12 protein-coding genes are annotated in these 26,600 nt (G+C 70.6%); 4 read left to right on the top strand and 8 right to left on the bottom strand.

The window, feature by feature from the left end; translation table 11 throughout:
* Positions 1 to 26 precede the first annotated feature (26 nt).
* The 4 genes from IWX63_RS07440 to IWX63_RS07425 all read right to left on the bottom strand — a co-directional run bounded on the left by IWX63_RS07440 (position 27) and on the right by IWX63_RS07425 (position 7,196).
* Positions 27 to 845, bottom strand: a complete 819-nt coding sequence (locus IWX63_RS07440; RefSeq protein ID WP_199277541.1) for an Fpg/Nei family DNA glycosylase — start codon at positions 843 to 845, stop codon at positions 27 to 29.
* A complete protein-coding gene (locus tag IWX63_RS07435) occupies positions 838 to 5,841 on the bottom strand; it encodes an Lhr family ATP-dependent helicase (protein WP_199277540.1) in 5,004 nt (1,667 codons plus the stop codon). Before IWX63_RS07435 ends, IWX63_RS07440 begins: the two co-directional genes overlap by 8 nt.
* Before the next feature lie 59 nt (positions 5,842 to 5,900).
* Positions 5,901 to 6,365, bottom strand: a complete 465-nt coding sequence (locus tag IWX63_RS07430; RefSeq protein ID WP_199277539.1) for a DUF4232 domain-containing protein — start codon at positions 6,363 to 6,365, stop codon at positions 5,901 to 5,903.
* Positions 6,366 to 6,740: 375 nt separating this feature from the next.
* Positions 6,741 to 7,196 carry a 23S rRNA (pseudouridine(1915)-N(3))-methyltransferase RlmH gene (locus tag IWX63_RS07425; protein WP_199277538.1) on the bottom strand — a complete coding sequence of 152 codons (456 nt, stop codon included), beginning with the start codon at positions 7,194 to 7,196 and terminating at the stop codon, positions 6,741 to 6,743.
* A 97-nt stretch (positions 7,197 to 7,293) separates the two neighbouring features.
* On the opposite strand from IWX63_RS07425, the gene IWX63_RS07420 reads away from it, so the two are divergent.
* The gene (locus IWX63_RS07420) at positions 7,294 to 8,061 is read left to right on the top strand and encodes a type 1 glutamine amidotransferase domain-containing protein (RefSeq protein WP_199277537.1); all 768 of its coding nucleotides are present in this window, start codon (positions 7,294 to 7,296) and stop codon (positions 8,059 to 8,061) included.
* 51 nt (positions 8,062 to 8,112) lie between these two features.
* Here IWX63_RS07420 and IWX63_RS07415 read toward each other — a convergent pair whose 3' ends face one another.
* From IWX63_RS07415 to IWX63_RS07400, 4 genes are all read right to left on the bottom strand, one after another.
* Positions 8,113 to 10,107: a serine/threonine-protein kinase gene (locus IWX63_RS07415; RefSeq protein WP_199277536.1), complete on the bottom strand. Its 1,995-nt coding sequence runs from the start codon at positions 10,105 to 10,107 to the stop codon at positions 8,113 to 8,115.
* A gap of 85 nt (positions 10,108 to 10,192) precedes the next feature.
* Positions 10,193 to 14,488 carry an FtsK/SpoIIIE domain-containing protein gene (locus tag IWX63_RS07410; protein ID WP_199277535.1) on the bottom strand — a complete coding sequence of 1,432 codons (4,296 nt, stop codon included), beginning with the start codon at positions 14,486 to 14,488 and terminating at the stop codon, positions 10,193 to 10,195.
* Between the two features lie 58 nt (positions 14,489 to 14,546).
* Positions 14,547 to 15,896: a hypothetical protein gene (locus IWX63_RS07405; protein ID WP_199277534.1), complete on the bottom strand. Its 1,350-nt coding sequence runs from the start codon at positions 15,894 to 15,896 to the stop codon at positions 14,547 to 14,549.
* On the bottom strand, positions 15,893 to 18,949 hold the full coding sequence (locus IWX63_RS07400; RefSeq protein ID WP_334685715.1) for a hypothetical protein: 3,057 nt from the start codon (positions 18,947 to 18,949) through the stop codon (positions 15,893 to 15,895). Before IWX63_RS07400 ends, IWX63_RS07405 begins: the two co-directional genes overlap by 4 nt.
* A gap of 218 nt (positions 18,950 to 19,167) precedes the next feature.
* On the opposite strand from IWX63_RS07400, the gene IWX63_RS07395 reads away from it, so the two are divergent.
* From IWX63_RS07395 to IWX63_RS07385, 3 genes are all read left to right on the top strand, one after another.
* Complete coding sequence (locus IWX63_RS07395) at positions 19,168 to 19,449, top strand: pyrophosphorylase (RefSeq protein ID WP_199277533.1); 282 nt, start codon at positions 19,168 to 19,170, stop codon at positions 19,447 to 19,449.
* A gap of 275 nt (positions 19,450 to 19,724) precedes the next feature.
* Complete coding sequence (locus IWX63_RS07390) at positions 19,725 to 25,382, top strand: DUF6531 domain-containing protein (RefSeq protein ID WP_199277532.1); 5,658 nt, start codon at positions 19,725 to 19,727, stop codon at positions 25,380 to 25,382.
* A 15-nt stretch (positions 25,383 to 25,397) separates the two neighbouring features.
* A complete protein-coding gene (locus tag IWX63_RS07385) occupies positions 25,398 to 26,195 on the top strand; it encodes a hypothetical protein (RefSeq protein WP_199277531.1) in 798 nt (265 codons plus the stop codon).
* Positions 26,196 to 26,600: the final 405 nt, after the last annotated feature.

The following is a 26,600-nucleotide window of genomic DNA, read 5'->3' as shown; positions in this document are numbered from 1 at the left end:
TCACCCGTCGGATTCCGTCCACCTCGTCAGGGTAGTGCCGCCCCGGCCGGGGCTTCCAATCGCGGCTGGCAGTGCGGGCAGTAGTAGAGCTCCCGCAGCTCGGTCTCCCTGTCCCCGAGCTGTTCGAGCGCAACGGGGGTGCCGCAGCGCAGGCACCCCCGCCGGGACCGCCCGTACACCCAGAGGGTGTTGCCGCGGAGCTGTCCCGTCGTCGCCCGGGTGCTGCGCTCCTTGTTCGCCTCGAGGAGTTTCTTCGACAGTTCGACCATGCGCGGCAGGTTCGGGACCTCTCCCACCGGGGTGAGCGGGTGGACGCCGGCGAGGAAGCACAGCTCGCACCGGTAGACGTTGCCGATGCCCGCGAGGTTCCGCTGGTCGAGCAGGGCGAGTCCGATGGGCCGCTCCGGCTGCTCCCTCAGGCGTCGCAGCGCCTCGTCCGCATCCCAGTCGGGGCCGAGCAGATCGGGCCCCAGGTACCCGACGGCGTCGTCCTCCTCGGCGCGGGTGATCACCCGCAGGAATCCGAGTTCGAAGCCGACGACGACGGCATCCGCGGTCTCCAGGATGCAGCGCGCCTTGAACGCCGGCCTCCGCCACTTCTCACCCCGCGCGTAGACGTGCCAGAGGCCCTCCATCTTGAGGTGCGAGTGGATGTCCCAGCCGTCGTCGCCCCCGCCCCTGATGAGTAGGTGCTTCCCGCGGGATACAGCCTCCTGCACGGTGTCACCCGTGAAGTCCACGGTGGCGAAGCGGGGCACGCGGATATCGCAGCGCGTCAGCGTCTTCCCGGCGAGCGCGCGGTGCAGCTCGCGCGCAGCGCGCCATACGGTGTCGCCCTCAGGCACGGATCCGCAGCCCCCTCGGTGTCGTGTAGAAGCCGGCGTCGGCAAGGGCGCGGCCGATATCCGTGTCCACGATCTCGCCTCCGTTGACCTTCTCGAGGGCCATCTTGTCCGCGGCCCCCCGGCGGATGATCGTGACCAGGGCCAGCGCTGCCGCCCGGAGGACGTCGACGTCCTCGGTGAACGCCAGCAGGGTCTTGCCGCCGCGCTCCACGTACAGCGCGAGCGCCCCGTCCACGAGCACCACGAGCGCACCGGCCTTCCGCCCGGCGCGGTGTCCGCCCTCGGCCTGCGGCCAGCTGAGCGCCGCGCCGTAGGGGTTGGCTGGATCCGTGGCTGCGAGGGCGACCGCCTTCAGGGGAGGGGCCTCCCCGCCGAGCACGTCCTGCGCGGTGGGCAGCTGGTTGTCGGCGCTGAAGGAGCGCAGGCGGTCCACCGTGGCGGGGACGGCGAACTGCGCGGCGCCGAGGTGCTCGATGAAGTAGCCGCGCCTGCACCGGCCCATCTCCTCGAGCCGCGCCAGCACCTTGTACATGAGGCCGAACCCGCCCGGGATGCCCTCGTTGCCCACGGCCCCGCGGGTGACGACGCCATAGCGGTCGAGCAGCAACTCGGCCTGGGCGTGTGCGTGCAGGGTCGTCTCCGCCTCGACGGCGGGCAGCATGTTCCAGCGGCCGGCCGCCAGGGGAGGGGTGGCCCGCTGGTAGCCACCCGTCGCGGCGTCGTCCCCCGCCACGCTCAGGCGCATGGAGGCCCCGGTGAGTGACTTGCCGGGGGCGCGGCCCAGCCGCCCGGCGCGCGAGGTCCGCGCACGGGCCGGGACCGGCCGCTGCTTGTGGGCCGTCTTGCCGTTCGCGAGGAGGGCGCGCACCGGGGAGAAGGTGTCGTTGCTGATCCGGCCGGCCCACACCAGGTCCCACAGCGCGGTGACGACGGCGGTGTCCGACGTCGCCTCCTGCACGTCGAGCTGGTTGGTGAGCTGTCGCAGGAAGTACCCGCCGCCGCCGGCGAGCAGGTCGAGCAGCCCGGTGTGGAGGGCCGTCGGCTCGAAGGTGGGATCGGGGTGGAGCGTCAGGGGCGCGTTCTCGGCCAGGTGCAGGGCGATCCAGCCGTCGTTGCCGGCGAGTGACCCGGCACCGGACCAGAGCACCTCGCCGGTCGCCGTCAGCTCGTCGAGCATGGCGGGCATGTAGTTGGCCACGCGCTGGGCGAGGATCAGCGGCTCCCACGCCGAGGCCGGGATGGGGACGCCGGAGAGCTGGTCGATGACAGTGACCACGCCGTCGAGGCCGCGCAGGCCGGAGCCGATGTGCTGCCAGGCGGGCAGGAACCGCCCGTAGGCGGCGGGGTCCACCGGCTCCACCTCCTGGCGGAGGGCGGCCAGCGACCGACGGCGGAGACGCCGGAGGACCTCGACGTCGCACCACTCGCTGGCGGCAGGGGCGTGCACGGTGATGGTGCCGGGCTCGGCACCGGATGCCGCCGAGATGTCGAGCACGGGGACCGATTCGGAGGGGCGGAACTCGCCCTCGACCACACGGCCGGCGCCGGCGAGGCGCTGCAGCGACCCGGCGACGACGGCGACGCCGAGCCCTAGCCGGGACGCTGCCTCGGCGGCCGTGAAGGGACCGTGCGTGCGCGCATAGCGCCCCACCAGGTCCCCGAGCGGATCGGCGACGGGCTCGATGAAGGCCAGGGGGATACCCATGGGCAGGGGGACCCCGAGGGCGTCCCGCAGGCGGGCGGCGTCCTCGACGGCCGAGATGCGTTCGACGCCGCCGATGTTGATGGTCAGGGCGCGGTTGGCCTTCACGAGGGCCGCCACGTATCCGCGCACCACCTCGGGTGAGGCCCTCGCATGATCCGGGACGGCCGGTGCGTTCCCGGCGAGCAGCTCCTCGTCCGAGGGATCCTGGGCCGCGTCGTCGCCCGGCGTGTCGTCGACAGCCCGGAGGCTCGCGTCGACCGAGGCTGCGGACTGCGGGGCGGCGACGGCAGCAGCGACGGCAGCGACCGGGGCGTCGGCGGGTGCCGCGAGGCGCTCGGCGATCTCCTCGACGGTGAGCGGTCCGAGCAGGCGCAGCAGGTCGGCGACGCCCTCGAGCCCGCGCGCCAGGCGGTCCGACTTGAGGCGCTGCAGCTCGAGTTCCGTGTCCGCGATGACGCGGGCGTCGAGCAGTTCCCGCAGCTCGGCCCGGCCGAGCAGTTCGTTGAGGAGGGTGGGATCGAGCGAGAGCGCGGCGGCCCGGCGCTCGGCCAGCGGGGAGTCGCCCTCGTACAGGAAGGACGCCACGTAGCCGAACAGCATGGAGCGTGCGAACGGTGAGGGCTGCTGCGTGGTGACCTCGACGATCCGCAGTTCCCGGCGTTCGAGCGAGGCCGCGAGATCCTTCAGGGCGGGGAGGTCGTAGACGTCCTGCAGGACCTCGCGCACGGTCTCGAGGACGATCGGGAACGTCGGGTACTTCTTGGCGACGTCGAGCAGTTGTGCCGACCGCTGCCGCTGCTGCCACAGGGGGGTGCGCTTGCTCGGGTTCTGGCGTGGCAGCAGCAGGGCGCGGGCCGCGCATTCCCGGAAGCGGGAGGCGAAGAGCGCGGACCCGCCCACCTCGGCCGTCACGATGCCGTCGAGTTCCTCGGCGTCGAACAGGAACAGGTCGGCGCCGGGTGGCTCGTCGTCCATGAGCGGGACGCGCAGCACGATGCCGTCGTCGGAGGCCATCGCCGAGCCGTCCATGCCGTAGCGCTGCTCGAGCCGGGCTCCCACGGCGAGCGCCCACGGTGCGTGCACGGGCATGCCGAAGGGGCTGTGCAGGACCACGCGCCAGTCGCCGAGCTCGTCATGGAACCGTTCGACGACGAGTGTCCTGTCGTTCGGTACCACCTCGGTGGCTTCGCGCTGTTCGTTGAGGTAGGTGATGAGGTTCCCCGACGCCCAGGTGTCGAGCCCGATCCGCTCGCACCGCTCCTGCGCCTTCTCGGGCGTGGTTCCTGACATCTCGCGCCGGAAGGCGCCCAGGGCCCGGCCCAGTTCGACGGGCCGGCCGAGGGAGTCGCCCTTCCAGAACGGGAGCTTGCCGGGCTGGCCGAAGGCGGGGGAGACCAGCACGCGGTCGTGCGTGATCTCCTCGATGCGCCAGCTGGTGGCGCCGAGGGCGAAGACGTCACCCACGCGTGATTCGTAGACCATCTCCTCGTCGAGCTCGCCCACGCGGCGGCCCCCGGCACGTGGCCCTTCGCCCTCGGAGCCGACGAGGAACACGCCGAAGAGCCCGCGGTCGGGGATGGTGCCGCCCGAGGTGACGGCCAGCCGCTGCGCTCCGGGCCGCCCGGTGATGGTGCCCTCCACGCGGTCCCAGATGATGCGCGGGCGCAGTTCGGCGAACTCGTCGGACGGGTAGCGTCCGGCGAGCAGGTCGAGGGTCGCGTCGAAGGCCGAGCGGGGCAGGGTGGCGAACGGCGCGGAGGTCCTGACGACGTCGAACCACTCCTCGACGTCGATGGTGCCCAGCGCCGCGGCTGCCACCGTCTGCTGGGCGAGGATGTCCAGCGGGTTGGTGGGGATGTAGAGGGGTTCGATCTGCCCGGCGAGCATGCGCTCCACCGTGACCGTGGTGTTGACGAGGTCCCCGCGGTGCTTGGGGAAGAGCACGCCCTGCGATATCTCGCCCACCTGGTGGCCGGCACGTCCCACACGCTGCAGGCCGCTCGCCACGGAGTGCGGCGACTCGACCTGCACCACGAGGTCCACGGCGCCCATGTCGATGCCGAGCTCCAGTGAACTGGTGGCGACGACGCAGCGCAGGCGCCCCGACTTGAGGTCGTCCTCGATCAGGGCGCGCTGGTCCTTGGACACGGATCCGTGGTGGGCGCGGGCGAGAAGCGCCTCCGCGCCGGTGGTCTGCCCCGCCTGGGCCATCATCTGCGCCGGCGTCGCGGTGGTATGGGCGAACGAGGGGGCCGGTGCGGGTTCGACGGCGGACGGGTCGCCGCCCGCAGCCCAGACGGCGTCGCGCTCGCGGCGCTCCGCGTGGATCTCGTTGAGCCGCGCGGTCAGGCGCTCGGCGAGCCGGCGCGAATTGGCGAACACGATCGTGGACCGGTTCTGCTGGATCAGGTCGACGATCTTCTCCTCGACGTGCGGCCAGATGCTCGCCTGCGGTACGGCGTCGCCGTTGTCGTCGGTGTTCGCCGCCGCCCCGCCGAGCTCCGTCATGTCCTCCACCGGGACGGTGACGGTCAGGTCCCACCGTTTCTTCGACGGCGGGGCGACGATCTCCACGGGAGCGTTGCCGGAGAGGAAGCGAGCCACCGTCTCCTTCGGCTCCACCGTGGCGGAGAGCCCGATACGCTGCACGGGCTTGTCGAGCAGGGCATCGAGGCGCGCCAGCGACACCGCGAGGTGTGCCCCGCGCTTGGTGCCGGCGACGGCGTGGACCTCGTCGATGATCACGGTGTCCACCTCCATGAGCGTCTCGCGCGCCTTGGAGGTCAGCATGAGGAACAGGGACTCGGGCGTGGTGATGAGGATGTCCGGTGGCCGCGTCAGCATGGCGCGGCGTTCGGCCTGCGGGGTGTCGCCCGATCGGACACCGACCGTGATGCTGGGCGCGGGGAGGCCGAGGCGCTTCGCGGTCTGCGTGATGCCGATCAGCGGCGCCCGCAGGTTCCGTTCGACGTCGACGCCGAGCGCCTTCAGCGGTGAGATGTAGAGGACACGCGTGGTGCGCTTCGGTTTCGCCGGAGCCTTCCGGCCCTTCACGGGGACCGGTGCATCGGGTTCGACATCGCCGCTGCCCTCGCCCGACGCGATCAGCCGGTCCAGAGCCCAGAGGAACGCGGCGAGGGTCTTGCCCGAGCCGGTCGGTGCGACGACGAGCGCGTTCGAGCCTGCGGAGATGGCCGACCAGGCACCCTCCTGGGCCGGAGTGGGCTCGGAGAAGGCACCCGCGAACCATTCATGGGTTGCGGGGGTGAATCTCGTCAGGACCGGCGTCACTCGTTCATCATGCCCCAGCCCACCGACACTCGGCTCGGACGATGACGGGCCGGGAACGACTAGGAAGCGGGCTGCAGGGGGCTTACCGTCATCAGCACGATCGACGCGGCGGAACAGGCCGGGAGCGCCTGGGGCAGGATGAGCGAATCGGTTGCGCCGGGCGGGTAGACGCGGAGGCCGGCCGCGGGCGTGAGCCCGCAGTCGTCGCCGTAGTTCTGGGCGTTGGCCTGCCGCAGGGTGGCGGTGACGGAGGCGCCCGGGGCGAGGAGGACGGGCGCGGAGGCTGCGCCGTCGCGGTCCGCCGGGGCGCCGATCTGGTTGCCGGAGCCGTCCACGGAGGACACACCGGGGTATCCCGCGACCGTGCACCCCTGATCCGATGCGTTGGTGAGCACCAGCGTGCGGTACACGCTCCCGGCGGCACCGCCGCCCAGCTGGTCCTGGACGGAGCCCGTCAGCTGGGCGGCGGTGCAGATGCCACCCGCGGCAGGCGTGGATGCTGCCGGCGCTGCCGGCGGCGTCACGCTGGGCTGTGGGCTCGTCGGGCTCGCAGGGCTCGTCGCAGGAGCCGCCGACGGCGACGCGGTGGCCGCAGCCGAAGGCGCCGCTGTCGTGGCTGAAGGTGTCGATTCAGCAGATGATGATGCGGTTGGCGATTCGGTTCGTGATCCGGATGCCGTCGGTGTTCCGGTCGCGGTCTCGGAGGTCGAGGCCGCCGGTTCCCCGGTTCCCGGGTCCGACGCCGCGCAGCCGCTCACGGCGACGAGTGCTCCAGCGGCCGCAATGGCCGCGATCCAACGCTTGCTCCCCAGCAGTGTAGTCATGGGCTCACCCTACGTCCGCCGCCCTCGACGCCACAGATGTGCGCCACGCCGTGCCGAGATCGTTACCTCGGCCGGTTATTCGTGGTGGTACGAGCGCCCGCCCGCGATCTCCTGCGCCCGGTACACCTGCTCGGCGAGGATGAGGCGCACGAGCTGGTGCGGGAAGACCAGGGGCGAGAGCGCCCATACGAAATCGGCCCGCTGGTGCACCTGCTGGTCGACGCCGTACGCGCCGCCGATGATCACCGTGACGTTGCGCGAGGCCTCCAGCGGCCTCAGCAGGGTCCGCGAGAGGGCCGGCGAGTCGATGGCCTTGCCGCGTTCGTCGAGGAGGATCACGTAGTCGGTCCCGAGCCTGGCGAGGAGCCGCTCCGATTCCTCCTTGCGCGCAGGATCGTGCTCCCTCGCGGAGTGGGCGATGAGCTGCCAGGAGAGGTCGAAGGGTTTCTTCAGCCGTCTGGCGTACCGCTCGATGCCCTCGGACACCCAGCTCTCATGCTTGCGGCCCACGGCCAGCACCCGGATTGCCATCCCTTCAGACTATCGCCCGGATGATGCGGGCGTGCCGAGGGAACGGGTTCGGCCATCTGCACCCCGTAGGGTGGAAAGCAGACGAAAGGAGCACCACATGAAGAAAATTCTCATGGTTCTGACCAGCGTTTCCGAGATCGGCGACACGGGGGAGAAGACCGGGTACAACGTGGCCGAGGCCGCGCATCCCTGGAAGGTCTTCAAGGATTCCGGACACTTCGTCGACTTCGCGTCCATCAAGGGTGGCCAGCCCCCGCGCGACGAGGTCGACACGAAGGACCCCATCCAGGTCGCCTTCACCGAGGACGAGACCACGCGGGCCGGTCTCTTCAACACGGCCCGCGTCGACGTCGTCGACCCCGACCAGTACGACGCCGTCTACCTCGTGGGCGGCCACGGCACCATGTGGGACTTCCCGGACAGCGAAGGCCTGCAGAAACTCGTTGCCAGCGTCTACAACGCCGGCGGCCTGGTGGGTGCGGTCTGCCACGGACCGGCCGGCCTGCTCGGTGTGGAACTGGAGAACGGACTCCGCCTCGTCGAGGGCCGGAGGGTGGCTGCCTTCACGAACGAGGAGGAGGTCGCCGCGGGCAAGGACAAGGTCATCCCGTTCTTCCTGGCGGACCGGCTCGAGGAACAGGGCGCCACCCACGTCTCCGCCGATGTGTTCGAGGAGAAGGTCGTGGTCGACGAGCGGCTGGTGACCGGCCAGAACCCGGCGTCGGCCGCCGGTGTTGCCAAGGAGATGGAGAAGCTCTTCGCTGAGGTCATCCACCAGGAGAAGGCCGAGGAGCAGCACGAGACCGAGGCCCTGCGCGCCGAGAAGGATGCGATCAAGGCCGCTGCGGTGGAGGACGAGGGCTGACGCCCATACCTCCATCCGGATGAGGGGAGCAGGGCAGCACCCCGGCTCCCCTCATCCTGCCGAGTCCTCCCTGGACGTGATGTCGAAGGTCGGGGACTGCAGTTCGGTGAAGTTCCCCACGCTGGCGCGCACCGTACATTCGGGCGTGATCTGCAGGGCGGTGACGGTGAGCCCGGAACTGTCGACGGCGAGCGCCCCGCCGCAGCCGTCGGAGAACCGCATGCCCTGCTCGCCGCCGGTCACGGCGGTGAGCATCTGCGACGGTTTGCCCGCCGCCGGACTGACGTAGAGCGGGTTCAGTTCGTCGGGGCCGCCGGCCCACACGGGGATGAGGGTGATCTTCAGGGGGCTCGGAGTCACGACGCGCGCCGGAGTGCGTACCTCCACGCCCGTCAGCCGCTGGACCGGGTAGGCGGTCCCCGTGACGGTCGGGTCCTGCGTCGCGGCCGACGTCGCGTCGGATCCGCCGCGCAGCCACGCGTCGAGCGCCTGCTGGTCGGCGGGCTGCGCCGAGACCGAGGCGGTCACCTGCGCGGACCCTCCCGCCGGGACCTGCAGGTCCGACAGCGTCCAGCCGCACTCGACGTCGAGCCCGGTGACGGACGCCTGGTTGCGGCGCACCGGGGCACCCTCCCAGACGACCGCAGGGCACGCCTCCCCGTCGCCCATCCCGGGGATCACCTCGAGGAACTCTCCCGACAAGGGCGCCTTCTGGGCTGCGTAGGTGAGCGTCAGACGGACCCGGCCGGAGGAGGGCTCGTAGGAGGCCCCCCGGGAGATGGTCAGGCCGGTGGGCAGGGCGGTGTCCTGTGCCTGGGCGGACAGCGGCTCGCCGGCGCCGGCGGACGCCGTCTGCCGTTCCGCAGGGCTGAGGACGACGAACCCGACGACCATCGCCACGAGGAGGAGCGCCGCGCTTCCCGCGAGGAGAAGGGCCTTGCGGGTGCGCCAGAACGGCGGGTCGTCCGCGTCGGCTACCGCGTCCGTGGGCTCGGGCCGGGCCATGGGCCGCACCTCGCGGCGCGGCATCGGACGGGCGATGGTCGCACTGCCCGCCTCGCCTAGCTGCGGGACCTCCGCGTCGCCGTCCACCGGCGGGGCGGACGCCAGGGCCGCGAGGTCCGCATCCGTGAAGGCGCCCCGGACCACCGTGGCGGGGCGTTCGACGTCGTCGAAGTCCGCGGGGGCCTGCCCGCGCGCGAGGGGCGTGCTGGCAGCGAGGCGGGTCGCCAGGCGCCGGAGCGTCGCTGCTGCCTCAGGGGCCGTGGGGCGGGCCGCGGGGTCCTTGGACAGCAGCCCGGCCAGGACGTCCCAGAGCGTGTCGTCCACCGGGATCCTCGGCGGCCGTGAGGAGACGTGGCGGTACGCGACGCTGAAATCCGTCCCCGGGCCGGAGAAGGGTGTACGCCCGGCCAGGAGTTCGTAGAGCAGGACGCCCGTCGAGTACACGTCACCCGGAGGGCCGGAGCGGCCCTGGCTGATGAGTTCGGGCGGCATGTACTGCGGGGTGCCGATGAGGCCGGTCGTCTGGCGGATCCTCTCGCCCACCACGTCCGAGATGCCGAAGTCGGAGACCCGTACGTCGCCCGGGGTCCACTCGGTCCAGGGCCGGGCGAGCAGCACGTTGTCCGGCTTGATGTCGCGATGTGTCACGCCGCGCGAGTGCGCGAACGCCAGGGCGTCGAGCACCTCGGCGGTCACCCCGAGTGCGTCCGCCGGCCGCAGCGGCCCGGTCTCCCGCACCACGTCGCGCAGCGAGCCGCCCGCGACGTAGTCCATGACGATGGCCAGCCGCGCGCCCTCCACCACCATGTCCCGCACCGTGACGATGGAGGAGTCCTGCAGCCCGAGCAGTACGGACCGCTCGCGGACGAACCGCTCCACGAGCGACGGGTCGTCGGCGTGCTCTGGGCGCAGGACCTTCGCGGCGAGGACCCGGCCGTCGGCCGCGGTGACGGTCCACACCTCGCCGACGGCGCCGGACCCCACCTGTTCGCCGAAGCGGTAGGAGGCTCCCAGCGCCTGGCCCGTCTGTGCGAGTTGCATACCTTACTCTCCAACTCTCTTCAACGCCGTCGGTCTGATCTGCCCTGGACACCCGCGTCGGGGCCCCTGTCATCGTAGGTGCCGGTCAGCCTCCGGGGCTGATCGACTGGACGAGTGCCACCTGCCCGCCGACGCCGAGGTATCCGCGGCCGGCGGTCATGGCCACCGGCGCCCTCCGGGGGAGTGCCGCGCCCAGCAGTTCGCCGTCGTAGTCCACGTCCGGTTGCAGCAGCACGCCCAGGCGGGACTTGCGGACCGTCTTGGTCCAGTGGCCGTACAGCCCGCGGAGGTCCGCGGCCCGTCCGGCGGCGATGACGCACAGCCCCGACTGTCCGGAGGCGACGGTGCCGGCAATGGACTGATCGGGGTCGTCGAAGCGCTCGGCGTCGTCGATGAGGAGGAACACCGGGCCACGCTCGAGCCGCAGGGAGGCCAGCAGCGCCGGCACCTCGTCCGCGCCGACGGCCGACCGGTCGAGAGCGGTGGACGCCAGGGGTGAACGGCGGTCGCAGATGCCCCAGACCTGGGCCGCCCCCCGGGGCGTGGGCGCTCCCCGCAGGGCTGCGGCCAGGGCCACGAGGAGCGTCGACTTCCCGGACCGTGCGGGCCCGGCGATGAGCGCATGCTCACCCTCGTAGACCTCCAGGAACGCCGGGGCGAGGTCCGCCTCCTGCAGCCCGATCGGGATGCGCCACGGCTCGTCCTCCAGCCGCGGTTCCACTCCCAGCTCCTGCAGGGTGACGTCCGCGGGCAGGCGCCTGATCGCGCGGGCCTTCGCTGGGGTATGGGCCCGGCTCTGCCGGAGCCGGTCCACTGCCGCCGCGACGCCGATGCCGGGCGTCGCCACGTGCATCTGGAGTGAGGTGCGGGGATCCACGCAGCGTCCCGGAAGTGCGGCGGGGATCTGCTTGCCCCGTACTCCGAGAGAGGAGTAGTCGTAGGTGTCCGCCAGCCGGAACAGCCACCTCTGCAGCGTCACCTCGTTCATGGCCGAGGGCACCGCCTTGGCGCGTGTGGTGGAGACCGCGAACGAGAGCCCGAGCGCCGGGCCGTCGGCGTACGCACGGTACAGCAGGTCCAGCAGCTGCTGCCCCTCGTAGTCCTGCAGCTCGTCCCGCAGCGACGCCAGGCCGTCAAGCAGCACCACCGTGCGGCGGTGCGTGCCCGGCTCCGCGCGGCGCCGCTCCAGCTCGGCGTGCAGGTGCCGCAGGAAGCGGGCCTGCTGCTCCTTGGCGCCGGCACCGGACCCCACGTAGGCCACGGTGTGCGGCAGGGCCTCGAGAGCCTCGAGCGCCCGAGATCCCAGGTCGAGGACCATCAGGTCCAGGTCGGCCGGATCGGTGTCCCGGGCGAGGGACAGCGCGATGGACGCCAGCGCGGTGCTCGTACCGGAACCGGCCACGCCCATCAGCATCAGGTTCCCCGTGGACAGGTCCCAGCCTGCCGCGGACTGGCGCTGCAGCTCCGGCTCGTCCATGAGGGTCACCAGCACGGAGGAGCCCCGGAGGCCGCCCACCCTCGGCAGGTGGAGGGGATCCGGTTCGGCAGCGCCGTCGTCCCCCTCGGCAGAGAACCCGTCCAGTTCCACGCGCTCGCCCAGGGCCTCCGGCCAGACCTGCCGCGGCGGCGCGTAGCCGGCGTCCGCGTTGGCGCCGACGACGGCATCGATGAGGAGGTCCAGGTCGTTCTCGTCCGACGTCGCGGGTGCCGACGGCGCCGCCGGGGCCACCGGGACGCCGAACCGGCCCACCTCGCGTACGTCCATCGCCGCGCCCCCGCCCACCTGCGCGCGTCCCGTCACGAGGGCGGTCTGCACGGGGGTGATGTCGTCCTGGCCCAGTTTCACGAAGGCACGGCCCATCTGGGCCCGGCCGATCGCCGAGGCCGCGGGAACGCCGATGACGTTGCTGGAGTCCTCGCGGCTCTGGACCCGCAGCGCCACCCGGAGGTTCGTGTTCGCGAGGATGTCCTCGCTGACCACCCCGGCGGGGCGTTGGGTGGCCAGGATCATGTGCACGCCCAGCGTCCGGCCCACGGCGCCCACGCTGACGAGCGCCTTGAGCACGTCGGGGAAGTCCTTCGCCAGCATGGCGAACTCGTCGATCACCAGGAGCAGCCTGGGCATGGGTTCCGCCGGATTCGTGGCGAGGTAGGCGTTCAGGTTGTCGATGCCCTCACCGGCCTCCGCGAAGACCCGTTGGCGGCGCTCCATCTCCGCCTCCAGGGCCTGGAGGGCCCGGTCGGCCAGTTGCTCGTCCAGGTTGGAGATCGTGCCGATGGTGTGCGGGAGGCGTTCGCACGCCTTGAAGGCGGCCCCGCCCTTGAAGTCGACGAGGATGAAGTTCAGGCGGGTCGGATCGTTGCGTGCCGCGAGGCCGGCCACGAGCGAGCGCAGGAACTCGGACTTGCCGGAGCCGGTGGTACCGCCCACCAGTCCGTGCGGACCGTCCTTGACGAGATCCAGCGTCAGGGTCCCGGTCTCATCCGTGCCGATCGGTGTGGATACCCCGGTGGAGGTGTCCCACATGCGGCGGATGGTGGCCGGGTCGGGGCGCTCATAGCCCAGGAGCCTGGGCAGCCGCACGAGGGCGGGCAGCGAGGCCCCGGGCACGCTGAGCTCCGGGTCGTCGAAGCGGGCCAGCCGCATGGCGCAGCGCAGGGCCTCCTCCTCGTCGAGGCCGGCGAGGATGACGTCGTCCACGCGGGTCAGGTCCTCCGGCTGCTCCACGGTGGCCGCCGCGTCCACTCCCACCCTGATGATGGTGGTGCAGGCCGCCGGCAGTTGCTCCTCGGAGGTCGCGATGACGATGCCCGCCACCCGGTGCGTGCGCTGGTGCGCCATGAGGGAGGCCCCGGGCACGGAGCGACCCATGCCGAGCAGTGCGCGTGCCGGGGCGTCCCGGCCCTCGGTGAGGACCTCGGAGTCCAGGACCACCAGCAGGGCCGGCGTGGGCAATTCCGTGACCGTGTCCTTGAGCGAACGCAGCATGGCGAGGCTCGTCTCGCGGTGCGCGGACATCCACCGCTGGCCGGTGCTGCTCCCGGCCTGGCGTGTGTGCGGGAGCCAGGATGCCCACTCCCATTCGTCGGCGCGCCCGGCGTCGCAGAAGACGCCGACGGTCAGGTCCGCCGGGCCCACGTGCACCGCGGCCTGGGCGAGGAGGGACCGGGCGAGCGCCAGGGTCCCCTCCCGCGGTCCCACCATGCCCACTACGCCTGCGTCGGTCAGGTCCACCAGCACGGGCGCGGCCCGCAGGCGCGCGGCCGAAAGGGAGTCCTTGACCTTCTCGTCCAGCCGCGGGCCGGTGGCACGCTCCACCGGGGGTTTCCACGGCACGTCGCCGGTGCCGGCATGCAGGGCGAGGAAATCGTCCGCGTCGGCGCGGCGCTGCCACAGGGAGGTGGCGGGGAGGGCCGCACGCCGCACCACCGTCGCGGGGTCGGGGATCAGCCGATGGCGCAGGGCGGTCTCGGTCTCGGCCGCCGTACGGATGTGCTGCTCGAACTCCTCGACCGCACCGGCGAAACGGGCGTCCTCCTCCTTGATGCCGCGGGCATGCCGGCGTTTCTGCTCGAACCACATCCCCACGGCCATCACCGGACTGAGCATGGCGAACATCGCGAAGCGGAGGTCCCTCAGGATCATCACCATGGCCACGGCCATCAGGAGGGGGGCGAGCACGCTGATGTAGCTGAACTTGCTGGCCGGTGGGACGTCCTTGGGGCTCGGAGGGACCAGCGCATCCCCCGCCGGGGCCTTCCCGGGGCGGGGTGGCCGGTTGAAGGGCGCGGTCGCCGCCGGTGTCAGATTGTGGAGGCTGCCGGGCGCGGGGGCCTGGGTCTCGTCGAGGGTTCGACGCAGCAGGAGCACCGTCCCGCCCGCCGTGATCGTGGCGATCTCACCGACCAGGACGCCTTCCTCCCGGACCGTCTCCCCGTCCACGAGGGTGCCGTTCGTCGACCCGCTGTCCAGCACCCGGACGCCGTCGTCCTCCCGGCGCAGGCGGCAGTGCTCCCAGGACGCGCTCTCGGCCGGCAGGGTGAGGTCGGCGTGCGGCGACCGGCCGATGAGCATCTCGCGCTCCTGCGGGACGTCGACCACCAGGCCGGCGTGCTGGCCGCCGGCGAGTGTCACACTCCAGCCGTGAACACGCACGGGGAGCTGCCATGGCGCCCGGGCGATGCGACTGCCCTCCAGGAGGACGAGCTCCGAGGCGGGGGTGGAGCCGCGGACCTCGGTCTCGTCCACGAACACGGCCTCATCGGGCGCGAGACGGGGACCGCCGGCGGTCTCCACCAGGTCTGCCAGCGTGGTGGACGGAGCGGAGTGCGCCACCTCGCACTCGAAGCGACGCTCGTCCAGATCGATCAGCACACGCACAGGGGCGTTCCTTCTGTCAGTGGGGGCCATCCGCGGAGGGCTGGCCGGGGTAGGTCGGTCAGGGGCTTGTCGGCGTGGGCGTTGGCGCCGGCACCCAGACGAGCCGCGGAGCGTCCTCGTCCGCCGGGCGCAGGCCGAGGTCCTGGGGGGACGCATAGACCGGCGTGGCCTTGGCGGTGAGTGCCTCGGGCCGCGAGAAATCAAGCGGCGGCCCAGCCAGGCCCTCGCCCGGGCCGAGGGAGATGGTGCGCAGTGCCTCGCCGACCTCCGACGGGTCGCCGCTGCCGGCGAGGGCGGAAGCCCGCACCAGGGCGACGACGGCGTCGTGGCTGGCCGGGTCCGCGGCCCAGGCGTCGACGGAGAACGGTGCGTCGCCGGTCAGGTTCTTGACCTCCGTGTCACCCGACGCCAGGCGCACGGCGGACAGGAAGGCGGACATCCCGCGTCCCTGGGCGTCCTGCTGCAGGGCGGCGCTGTCGCCTCCGGACGGTGCGATGCCGACAAGCTGCCCCGAGGCGGTTCCGTCGAGTTCGGAGAGCGCGGAGGCGAAAGCCGGGGCGGTCGCTCCGTCCGGGAGGACCAGGGGTACGGAGACGTCGCGGGACTGGAGTGCCTGGACCAGACGGGCCAGCCGCTGCGGGGTGGCGGCCGATACGATCACGGCGTCCGCGCGACCGGCGCCCTCTAGGGGCCCGCTGACCATAGGGGCGTCCGGTGCGCGCTGCTGGTCACCGGTGAGGATGGCGGCCTCCTGGGCGAGGCCTGTCACGTCGTCGAAATCCGCGAGGTCGAGGGTCTGTGCGATCGGCACCGAGGTGGGGGCCGGGCCGCCGTCGTTGACGAGCAGCACGCCGGCCTTCCCGTTCACCGCGGTCCGGAGGGCCACGTCGACGGAGGTGGCGGACGGCATCGTGGTCCAGAGGGACGCCGAGGGTTCCGCGGGCTGTGCGTACGGCAGGATCGCCGGGAGGCCGAGCTCCCCGGCCGTTCGGGCCGCGGCTTCGGCCTGGGGTCCCGAGCTCGCCACGACGACGCCGGACACGCCCTGTTCGGCGAGGGCCAGGACCGCGGCGCGTGCTCCGTCCTTCGTGCCGCGGTCGTTCTGGGTGAGGAGGGCTACGGCGGCGCCGCCCTGAGCGAACCGTTGGGCAGCGACGACTGCGCCCTGAGCGGCCTGGTTGTACTCGGAGCCGGGCTCGCCGGACTGGCCGAACGTCAGGACGACGCCGATCGAGAGGTCCTGGGGCAGGCCTTCGGCGTCCAGCGCGACGGGAACCGTGGCGGCCACCGGATCGGGCCGGATGGCTTCCGCCGGGCGGTTCAGCATCACGGCCAGGGCGATGAGCGCCACGACGACGACGGCGGCCCCGGCGACGAGCAGCGTCATGAGTCTGGTGCGCGAGCTCATGTGCCGGCAACGATCGTCAGGGTGTACAGGGTCTGGGAGGTTGCGCCCTCCGGCACCTCGAGGTGGAACGGCGGCAGTTCGTCGACGGCGGCAAGTGAGGCCTTGAACTGCGCCTGGCGCAGCAGCAGCCCGGCTACGTCGCGGGAACGGATGTTGCTGTATCCCTCCGCATTCTGGGAGGCGAGAGCCAGCTGGAAGTCGGCCGTGTCGGCTTTGGCCGCGCTCGTGGCCATGGAGCCGAGCAGACCGGAACCGTTGACCGTGCGGTCGCCGAGGTCGAGCATCACGTCGTTGAGGCTCGAGGACAGCAGGGCCCTGGCGCCTTCGACATCGCGGGTCGAGCCCGAGGTGCTGGAGGCGATGTTCGCGAGTGAGGACTGCGTGCTCCTGTCCAGGCTCGCGGCCAGGGTGTCGCCCCGCTGGTCCAGTTCGTCCCGCTGCTTGTCCACTGTCCCTCCGACGTCGGCCACCACCTCGTCCGAGGTCGCCTTCAGGCCGGAGATGGAGCGGTCGAACGCCGTGATCACGGACGCGGAGCCCGCGTCACCGATCTCGGCGACCTCGCGCACCTGGTCGTCCACGGTCTTGTAGATCTCGGTGGCGGTCTCGGCCGAGACGTCGCGCAGGGACTCCTTGATCTTGACCCCGAGCTCGTCCTGCTGCGTCTGCAGCTTCGTGAGCGTCGTCCCTACGAGATCGGAGGACCCGACCGCTTCACCGAGCAAGACCTTCAGGGCGTCGAGTTCGTCCTTCGTGCTGGTGACGTCTGCGGTGGCGGCGATGTCGAGCGCCGTGACGGCGTCGTCGACCGCGTCCAGCGTGGCATCCGTGTCGTCGATCGTGATGTCCAGGGCGTCGAACGACTGGGCGATCTCCTCGTCGGGGTCCGTGGTGTCGACGGCGTCGAGGACAGAATCCCAGGCGGTCTCCTGCCCGCGGAGCCGGACGTCCAGCGGATCCTCGAAGTCGCGCAGCGGGATCAGGTCCAGCACAGGCAGCACGCGTACCGGCGACTGGACGTGCATGACCCGGTCCATCGTGGCGCCCGCTACGGGGTCGTCCGTTGACGGCTCGTCCGTCGCGGATCCGGTGGGCGTCGGCAATGCCGGCGTGGGCTCGTCCGTCGCGGATTCGCTGGGCTCGGGCTCGGGGTCGGTGGGCGTCGGCTCAGGATCGGTCGGCGTCGGCGTCGGCGTCGGCTCGGGTTCGGTCGGCTCGCACTGCGTGGACGTCAGGTAGGAGCGCAGCTGGTTCGCGTCGTCGTCGGAAAGCCGACCCTTGCGCGGGGAGTCGCCGTCGGCCAGGTCGCACAATTCATCAGCGAGCTCCTGGTTCTGCTGCAGCATCGAGCCGTCCCCTCCCGAGCCGTCGACCAGCTCGCTCCTCGCAGCCGTCGCGGTCTCACCGATGGCGATCAGCCTCTGCCGTAGCCCGTCGATGCTGTCGCGGGCCTCCCCGGAGGCAGCGCGGGTCGCGGTGACGGAGTCGCGGGCGTCCTCGATCGCGTCCTTCACCTCTGCGAGGGCCGTCGTGTAGTCGTCGGCGGCCGCGGCGCTCTCGAGCAGCGCATCGAGATCGATGCTCACCTGCTTCAGCGCGGCGGCGGAGGTTGCCTGGTCCGTGATCGCGTTCTCGATCATCTGCGGTTGCAGGTCCTCGACGAGGGCGTCGCCCTTCGCCACCAGGCCCAGCAGTGCGACGGTGACGGTCACGGCAGAGCCGCGGAGGGCGCAGGTCACGGAGCCCTGCTTGGCGCACTCCTCCGGCGTCGGGTTCTCGGGGCCCACGGTGGTCCTGAGGGACTCCGCCACGATGTCCCGGCAGCCCGCACTGACCTTCGCATAGGCATCGAGCTGCGCCGCCATGACCAGGATGCTGGAGTACACGGTGGCCGTCTGCCCGGGTTTCGGAACCTCGGCGGTACAGCCGTCTCCGTTGATCGGGACCGTCGTGGGCGCGGCCGAGGTGTCGCCCAGCATCGCGTCCACCGCGGACACGGTCTGCTGCAGCTGGGACAGGGTGGTGGACTGCGTCGAGCTCGTCGCGGATTCCAGATCCGTGCCGAGGACCTGCAGCTGCTCCTTCAGGTCCTGCATGGTCCGGGCCAGGGCCTGGGAGTTGTCGCGCAGTTCACCGGCTGTCTCGACACCCAGGGTCTCGGAGGTCGTCTCAAGGTTCTGCCGGACGTCGGTGATGGTGGCTCCTGCCTTGGTCAGCACGATGTTGACGTCGGAGACCAGGGAGATGGTGCGCCGCTGCAGGTCGAGTTCCGAACCGGTGCCCGACGAGAAGGCACCGGAGATCACGCCGTCCGCGCTCAGATCGGTGTTGAGGCCGGGTTGCACCGCAAGATCGAAGGCCGGGACCTGGAAGTCCTCGACGTCGGCCACGAGGCGCAGCGTGGTGCTCGCTCCGGAGCGGGGAGGAGCCAGGACCGTGGCCCACTGCACCACGGTGGCGCCGTCCTCGGTGCTGCTCAGGACGCCGTTGGTGCCGGTCGCGCCGTCCGCGGAGCCCGGGGTGACGTCATCGGCCCGTACGCCGTCGAGCTTCGTCGATGCGGCGATTGTCAGTGGGGCGCCCACGAGGGCGGTGTCGGAGCGGGTCTGGCCCGCGGCGTCGTACTCGATGGTCTTTGGCCTGACGGTGAGGTTCTCGAGGGTCAGGTCGATCTCGATCGGTCCCGTGTGGCCCTGCAGTTCGGTGAGGTCGGCACCGGACTTCCCCCCGGCGCGGTATTGCAGGCTCACCCGCACCGGCAGGTCGCCGACCGTGTCGGCGGTGCTGTAGTCCGTGTTCTCCGCGGAGGATTCACCGGTCGCGGTCACCGAGATGGTGGTTCCTTCGATCGTCTCGATGCCGGCAGCGGGGGAGAGGCCCACGCGGACGTGCTGCAGGAGTTTGACGGGGTCGGACACCGGCTCCGGCTCGGGAGTGGGCGTGCACGACGTCGTCGCGATCAGCCCCGCAGCGACGATGAAGGCGCCCAGCCCTCGCACCGGCGCGATGCGGCGTCTCAGGTGGTGCCGGTGCGTGCGAGACCGTGTGGCCATGATCGTCCCCAATTCCGTTCGGTGCCTCGAGCATCATACGCACGGGCGAACATATTCACTGTCCGTTGTTCTTATCGGACGGTTTTGTCGCGGTGTGAGGTGGGGGCGGTGGTGATGGTGGCTTTTATGGGGTGCTATTGGTAGCGTCACGTGCGTCCGCTCGCCGGCAGTTGTTGTACCGGCATTGAAGCGGTTGTCTCTTGGGGAGGATATTTTCTATGTCGCGTGTGTTGTCTACCGAGCAAGCGAAGGCTGCAATCGGTCAGGTGCAGTCGATCATCAATGGTGGTTTCACGGATCAGATCTCGGCGCTGGATTCGCAGGGCAAGATCCTGTCCGATCCGAACATCTGGGACGGGCCGTTGGCCCAGCAGTTCCGTGGTTCGACGTGGCCGGAGACGAAGGCCGCGCTGGATAAGGCCAGGGAGGAACTGGAGCAGCTGCGGACGCAGCTGCAGAAGATCTCCCAGGACATCTTCTCCGCCGGCGGCGGAGCCTGAGTACGTATTCGCTGCCATGAGGTCCGGGTGACCGCACCCCTCGTGTGAGGGGTGCGGTCACCCGGCCGTCACGCAATGGTGGTTTCCCGGCCTTGGGTTCTCCCGGACCGGGTTTTTTGGGTTTTTCGGGTTTTTTGCCGGGTCCGGAGTTTTCTCGGCGCCGGCCCTGTTTCTTGAAGGTCTCTTTTCCTCGTGCTCTTCCCATGCGGGTGTCTGCCTGTGTGGTCGATGGTTTTTCCTTGCTGTTGTTCTTGTTCCTGGGGGGGGCGTTGGTTGTGACCGAATTCGTCGAGATGCCGTTGTTGCCGGAGTCTGATGCGTCCAATGGCGGGCGGTTCAGTTACGTGGTGGCCGGGTCGGTGCAGCGGACGTTCGAGTCGGCGGCGACGCGGATCGAGAACCAGTCCGGCACGCGGGCTTCGTACGTCTCCGCGGCCAGGGAGGATTTCGAGGGACGTTTCTCGGACGTCTTCCAGGCCAATGCAACCACTGCGGCCACTGACGCGGCTGCGGTGGCGTCTGCCCTGCGGACGGTCGCGGGGTACGTGGGCAAGATGATCGATGCCGGCCATGAGGAGGATGCCCGGAGACGGGCGAACAACGAGTGGGTGCGCGAGCACAACGATCGGAACGTCGGCGACAGGATCGTGGACTTCTTCGCAGGGGAGGAGGAGCGGCCGAACGCGGATCCGGGGAAAGCCCCCTCGTTCGAGTCGGCGACGGCGTCCACGGGCTCCCGGGAGACGCCGGGGCCCGGGGGCGGGTACGGGGGCGGGACGTCCTCGGCGCGGCCGGAGAACCTGCGGACCTTCGCCGCCGATTATCGAGGCCTGGACGAGGGCCTGTCTGCGGCTCCAGGCACCCTGGCGGGGCAGCTGTCCTCCTTCGCCTCCAGCTGCTCGTGGGGATCCATCGAGGCCTCGGGAGTGATCAGCGCGTACCGGGAGTACCTGCGGGCCAACGAGAACGATGCGGTGTGGGCGGGCACCATCGCTGACGCGTTTGCGGCCGCCGGTGGCGAGGGGACTGTTTCGACCGTCTCGGACGCGGCGTTGAACGAGGCGCTGGCGGCTGCCGGCGTGAGTGCGTCCCGATCGGCGCTGGCCATCGACCCGCCGACCGCGTACGGGGCGGCGCCGACCACCGGGTACGCGAATGATCCGGTGAACACCGCGACCGGCAACTTCATCGAACCGGAGACCGATCTGGGGTTCTTGGGTCTGGCCTCGAACCTGGTGCTCTCACGCATGTACAACTCGCTGGCCTCGGGTCTGGACAGCCCGGGCCTATTCGGCCCGGGGTGGGCCTCCATCCTCGACCAGCACCTGAGCGTTACGGACGAGGGCGCCCGCTGGGTGCTCGCCGACGGGCGGGCAATGGACTTCCCCCGCGCCGGGGACGCCTGGGGCCGGGCCGTGGGCGAGAACTACTGGCTTGCCCGGGAGCCCGCGACCGCCGCCGACCTGGCCGAACTGGATTCGCTGCCCGAGGGCGCGGTCGAGCTCCTGGTCGTCCGGGACAATCAGGGTGCCTGGTGGGCCTTCAGCCCGGCCGGCGTGTGGGTGGGTACCGGGTCCGGTCACGGCCGCACCGTCTCCGTGACCCGGGAGGCGCCGGTCGACGGCGCGACCGGACTCGTCACGCGCCTGTCGCATGGGCGGGGGCGTTTCCTGGACATCGAGTACGCGGGCGGGCGTGCCGCCGTCGTGCGATCGTCGGACGGGCGCAGGGTGGAGTACGGGTACGACGACGCCGGCCGCCTGGTCGGTGTGACCACCGAGACCGGGACCCGCACCTACAGGTGGAACGAGGCCGGTCTGATCGATGCGGTGGTGTCCGTCGCGGGGGTCCTGGAGGCGGAGAACACCTACGACGAGCACGGCCGGGTCGTCCTGCAGCTCACCCAGCACGGGCGCCGGATCCGATTCGCGTACCTGCCGGGCCGGGTCACCGCCGTGTCCGATGAGGACGGCACCCGCTCCAACTCCTGGGTCGCCGACGGCAAGGGCCGCCTTGTCGGAGTGCTGGACTCCCACGACCGGCGGCAATCCATGGCCTACGACGCCCACGGGAACCTCGTCGCGTTGACCGAGCGCGACGGCTCCGTCACGGTCCACGGCTACGATGCCCGCGGCCGCAGGACCCGCACCGTGACGCCCGAAGGTGCGGACCTGACCTACGGGTGGGACGAGCACGACCGCCTGAGCACCCTGGTCACCGCGACCGGGTCCATGGTCACGTATGACTACGCTGACGACTTCACCCGGGATCCGTGCGTGGTGCACGACCCGTTGGGTGGCCGGACCGTGCTGGACTGGCAGGACGGGCTCCTGGTGCGGGTGACGGACCCGGTAGGGGTGAGCATCGGGTTCGAGTACGACGAGCACGGGGACCTCATCGGCACCCGCAACGCCGTCGGCGATGTCGCCCGGATCGTCCGTGACCAGGCGGGCCGTCCGGTGACGGCGATCAGCCCGTCCGGGGCACAGGCCCGGTTCGTGTACGACGGTGCGGGTCTGCTGGTCCGCCGGGAGGACCCCGACGGGGCGGTGTGGGCGTTCGAGCACGACGACGCCGGCCGGGTGACGGCGTCGATCGCCCCCGACGGGGGACGGACGAGTCTGGACTATGCGCCCAATGGCGAGATGGTCCGCACGACCGACCCCCTCGGGCGGACCATCGAGCGGGTGGTCGACGAGCTCGGGAACGTCACCGGGGCGGTCCTGCCCGATGGCGCCCGCTGGGGGTTCTCGCATGACACCCTGTCCCGGCTGGTCGGGATCACGGATCCGGCCGGGCACGACTGGGTGCGCGAGTACGACAGGGTCGGGGCCCTGACGGCCGTCGTCGACCCGACCGGGGTGCGCACCGACACCACCACGGACCGGAAGGCGGGGACGGCGACGATCACGGACGCGTTCGCGTCGGCGACCTACACGTTCGATGAGTACGGGCGCCCCACGAAAGTCCAGGGCGTGGACGGGTCCGCGGAGCTGGTCACCTATGACGCGGCGGGGAATCCGGTGGAACTCCTCGACGGGGAGGGCGGGCTGACAATCCTGGGCCGGGACGTGGCGGGGAAGATCACCTCGATCACCTCTCCTACCGGAGCAATCACCCGGTACGAGTACGACGGGTGCGGGCGTCCCTGGAAGACCACCGACCCGACCGGCGCTGTCACGGAACTCGGCTACGACGCCGATCAGCGCACCACGTCCAGGACCCTGCCGACGGGCGAGGTCGAAACCTTCACCTACGACGCGTGCGGGCGGCTCGTCTCCCGCCGTGCCCCGGGCCAGGGGGTGTCCCGGTACGGGTACGACGCGTGCGGGCGGCTGACCTACTCCCAGGACACCTGGTACGGGACCCGCCGCTTCACCTACAACGCGGCCTGGGAACTCGTCTCGACCATCAACGGGGTCGGCGGAAAGACCCGGTTCGACTACGACACCCGGGGACGCCTGGTCCGGGTCACCGACCCGCTGGGCGGGGTCACGACCCGCACCTACACGGCCTCCGACCAGGTCGATTCCGTCACGGACCCGCTCGGTCGGGTCACGACCGCGACCTATGACCCGGCCGGAAGGCAACTGTCCCAGACCGACCCGGACGGGCACACCACTTCCTGGACGTACGACGCCGCCGGCCAGGAAGCCTTCACCAGCGTCGACGGACGGCTCCTCGCCGCGATCCACCGCGACCCCATGAACCGAAGGGTGGTCATCACCGACCACACCGGGAACGCCGGCGCCGGGGCCGGCGGTGACGGGCTGGTCGTGGAGCACGAACTCGCCTTCAACCGGCGCGGCCAACTCACCTCCCGCACCCGCGGCGACCAGGGCTTGTCCTGGGTGTACGACGCCGACGGGAACCGGACCGCCTTCACCGATACCCAGGGCACGACCACCACCTACACCCGCGACAGTGCCGGACGCCTCACTACCGTCACCAACCCGCTGCTCGGGGACGCGGTGTTCACCCACGACGCGTCCGGGCGCCTCACCGAGGTCACCGCCGGGCACCTCGCCCAGACCTGGGTCTACCGGGGCGGCGACCTCGCCGAACACAGCCGTACCGACAACTCGGCCAATGCCGGTGGGACGGATGTGACGCTGATCGGCAGGGACGACGACGGCCGCATCACGGCCCTGACCCGCGCCGGGGCGGTCACCCGGTACGGGTACGACGGAGCCGGGCAGCTGATCGCCGCCACCACTACCGTCACCACTGCGGTCGGTCGCTCGGACGCTCCGGCAGCAATGTCGGAGTGGGAGTGCGACGCCGGTGGTCGCCTGGTCCGCGAGGCCACTCCGGCGGGGTCGCGGGTGTTCGAGTACGACGCCGCGGGACAGCTCGTCGCCGTGACGGGTCCGGATGGTGCCCGGGTGGAGTTCGTCCACGACGGCTTGGGCCGTCGCACCCGGCTCATCAATGTGGACGGCTCTTGGACCGAATACGCGTGGGGTCCTACCGGCTATCTGGCGGGCATGTGTGAGCGGACCCCCGACGGGGAGGTCGCGTCCCGGCACGAACTGTGGGTCGATGCCCTGGGCGAACTCGCCGGCGTCGACGGCGTCCAGCTGTGGTGGGACACGGCGAACCTCATCCCCACCCTCGCCGGGACCACGGGCATCGCACGTGGTGGTGGTGGGCAGGTGCTGTCCCTGCCCGGTGGTGTGACAGGGATCGGAGCTGCGTGGGCCGCGTCGGGGTGGCGGGCCGCCCGCCCCACCGACGAGGCCGACCCGTGGGCCGTCATCGGCGCCCCCGCGATCCCCGACCCCGCACCCGGCGGAATGGCAGGTGGGATGGCCGGAGCTGGTGCCGGGCCGGTTGGTGGACTCCCGGCGGGTGTCGGCCTGACCGGTCACGGCGGGGTGGATATCGCGGGTCTGGAGTGGCTCGGCGCACGCGCCTACGACCCAAGGGCGAGGGGTTTCCTCTCCACGGACCCGCTGGCCCCCGTCCTGGGCGCGGGGTGGGACGGCAACCCCTACGCCTACGCGGGCAACAACCCGCTCAACACCACCGACCCCACCGGCCTGCGGCCCCTCACCGACAAAGAGCTCACGGCCTACGACGGCAGTGCTGGCGGAGCCGTCGCCGCGGTCGGGAAGTGGGCGGACGAGAACGCGTATCTCGTCGGCGGCTTCGCCTTCGTGGCTGGCGCAGCATTGATGTTCGTCCCGGGCGGGCAGATCGCAGGTATGGGATTGATGAGTTTCGGCGCCGACGTCGTCATCCAGAAGGCCACCACCGGCGACGTCAACTGGGCGCAGTCCGCCGCGATGGGGGCTGTCGGGCTGCTCGGAGGCGGGGCGCTGACTGCCGGGCGGGCCGCCGCTGCTACGGCGTCATCGGCTTCGAGGCTCGGCAGCTACGTCGCCGTGAATGCGGGTGTCAATGGGGCAGCTGGCGCTGTTGGTGGCGCTGCGACTCATCTGATCAAGAACGGGGGCAGAGTCGACAACTGGCGGTCCTTTGCTGGATCCGTAGCTGGCGGTACTTTGAGCGGCGCTGTGGGCGGGCTGGCGGGACCTGCTGGTGGGACATTGGCCCGTGCAGGCGGTCATGGCGCATATAATCTCACTGCCGCAGGCGCCAGGCCTACACTTCAGGCTGCGGCAGCAACCACTGCGCTTGGAAGTGGTGGTGCGATCGCGGGTACCGTGACCGACAAGTTCATCTCCGGGGAAGCAGTCACATGGGCCGACGTAGGGTGGTCGGGGGTTACCGGCGGTGTTCTCACCTACCTACCTGGCGGACCCAGCTCATCCAGTACACTCCAGCAAGCGGCACGAACGAACGTCAGTACGTTGTCGGGGCTTGCGAGCGGCGGCCCGAACTCGATGGCGTTGGTACGTTCCTCGCTCTATGGAACGACGACGGGGTCAGGACTGGATGTTGCCAAGTTTTTCGTTGCTGGAAACTGAGACGCGGAGAAATTGATGGACAACCGTAAATCTGCTCGACTGCGTGGTTCAGGCGAGTCCCGTGAATTCTGGCTCCGCCTGCTGATTCCCGCGATCCTCCTGGTCCTGCTGGTGTTTCTGCTGGTCGGCTATGTGCCGCGCGAGGCGCTTAGGCCGGCGATCGTAGTAGTGGGAGCGGGGCTACTGATCAGTGGCGCTGTAGGCGTTCGTACGGGCATCCGCGGGCCGGCATGGCTCATCTACGGTGTAATTCTTGCTGAGTTGGCTCTGTTGCTCCTGGCGCCTGCCCCCTGGCGGGGGTTTGCCCTCCTGTCCGTTCCGGTGTCCGCCATCGGATACGTCATCGGGAAGGAACTCGCCTTCCTCGGATACAACCGTCGTCATCAGGCTTCACCGTCCACCTGGGTTGTGACCGGAGAGGCGATCGACAGCGTCGCGGACGCCAAGCAACGGGCGTTCTCGCAACTAGGACGCTGGGAGAGTCTGAAGGATGGCCGGTTCGTCGTAGTTCTCGGTCACCGTCGCTTCGAGGCCTGGGGTGATGCAGCGGAAGGATTCGTTGTCCACATCGGTTCGGACGGTCGAGACCCTGAGACATTGTCAGTACTCACTCGTGTTCCGCACCAGAACGATGAAGTATCGATCGCCTTGGACACGCATGGTCTGACGGGCTGGGTGCCCCAGGGAGTGAAGGTTCCCGCCGGAGTGGCGGAGCAGGCCCTGGACGGGTTCTTCGAAACCCAAGGGCCCAAGGACCTCGCCGGCTGGGCTTGGGAACGCGGGGCTCAAGCCCAGGAACTCCGCTTCACGTAGACGAGGGCCCGCACACGCCGGCATCGATTGCTTTGCCGTCCGCGCTGGTAGTGCTCCCGATGCCTGGAATCGGGAGACAGTGGTCTCCGACGTCGCGTGGCGGACGAATGGCGGCGTCATGAGAATCTACGCGACCAGCACATTGTCATTTTGTCCGGGCTTCGCAGCGGCGTGAACGGAAGGGCGCTAATACGCTCAGGAGACGTAGGTGCTCTGGTCGGGGGCGGATTCGATCTCGCAAAATTCGGAATTACAGGTGATTGAGAAAATGAAAGATCCACAGGGTTCCACAACGTTTGTCCAGCTTATGGGCTCTTCACGGTTGGTGGGGAAGCGGTCTCGTGTCGTAGATAGCAAGAAGCTCGTGGCCCTGCTGAGATGAGTGTGTCTAAGCATTCATCTTGA

Origin of the sequence: Arthrobacter sp. CAN_A2 (genome assembly GCF_015752045.1) — a bacterium.
Classification (GTDB): Bacteria; Actinomycetota; Actinomycetes; order Actinomycetales; family Micrococcaceae; genus Arthrobacter_D.
The sequence above is the reverse complement of the archived record's forward strand: the minus strand, read 5'-3'. Positions and strand labels throughout refer to the sequence as shown.

Bases quoted from the DNA above. Each gene is read 5' to 3' on its own strand.
- IWX63_RS07415 (WP_199277536.1), bottom strand. From the start codon at position 10,107: ATGCAACTCGCACAGACGGGCCAGGCGCTGGGAGCCTCCTACCGCTTC.
- IWX63_RS07405 (WP_199277534.1), bottom strand. From the start codon at position 15,896: ATGAGCTCGCGCACCAGACTCATGACGCTGCTCGTCGCCGGGGCCGCC.
- IWX63_RS07420 (WP_199277537.1), top strand. From the start codon at position 7,294: ATGAAGAAAATTCTCATGGTTCTGACCAGCGTTTCCGAGATCGGCGAC.
- IWX63_RS07425 (WP_199277538.1), bottom strand. From the start codon at position 7,196: ATGGCAATCCGGGTGCTGGCCGTGGGCCGCAAGCATGAGAGCTGGGTG.
- IWX63_RS07395 (WP_199277533.1), top strand. From the start codon at position 19,168: ATGTCGCGTGTGTTGTCTACCGAGCAAGCGAAGGCTGCAATCGGTCAG.
- IWX63_RS07385 (WP_199277531.1), top strand. From the start codon at position 25,398: ATGGACAACCGTAAATCTGCTCGACTGCGTGGTTCAGGCGAGTCCCGT.
- IWX63_RS07400 (WP_334685715.1), bottom strand. From the start codon at position 18,949: ATGGCCACACGGTCTCGCACGCACCGGCACCACCTGAGACGCCGCATC.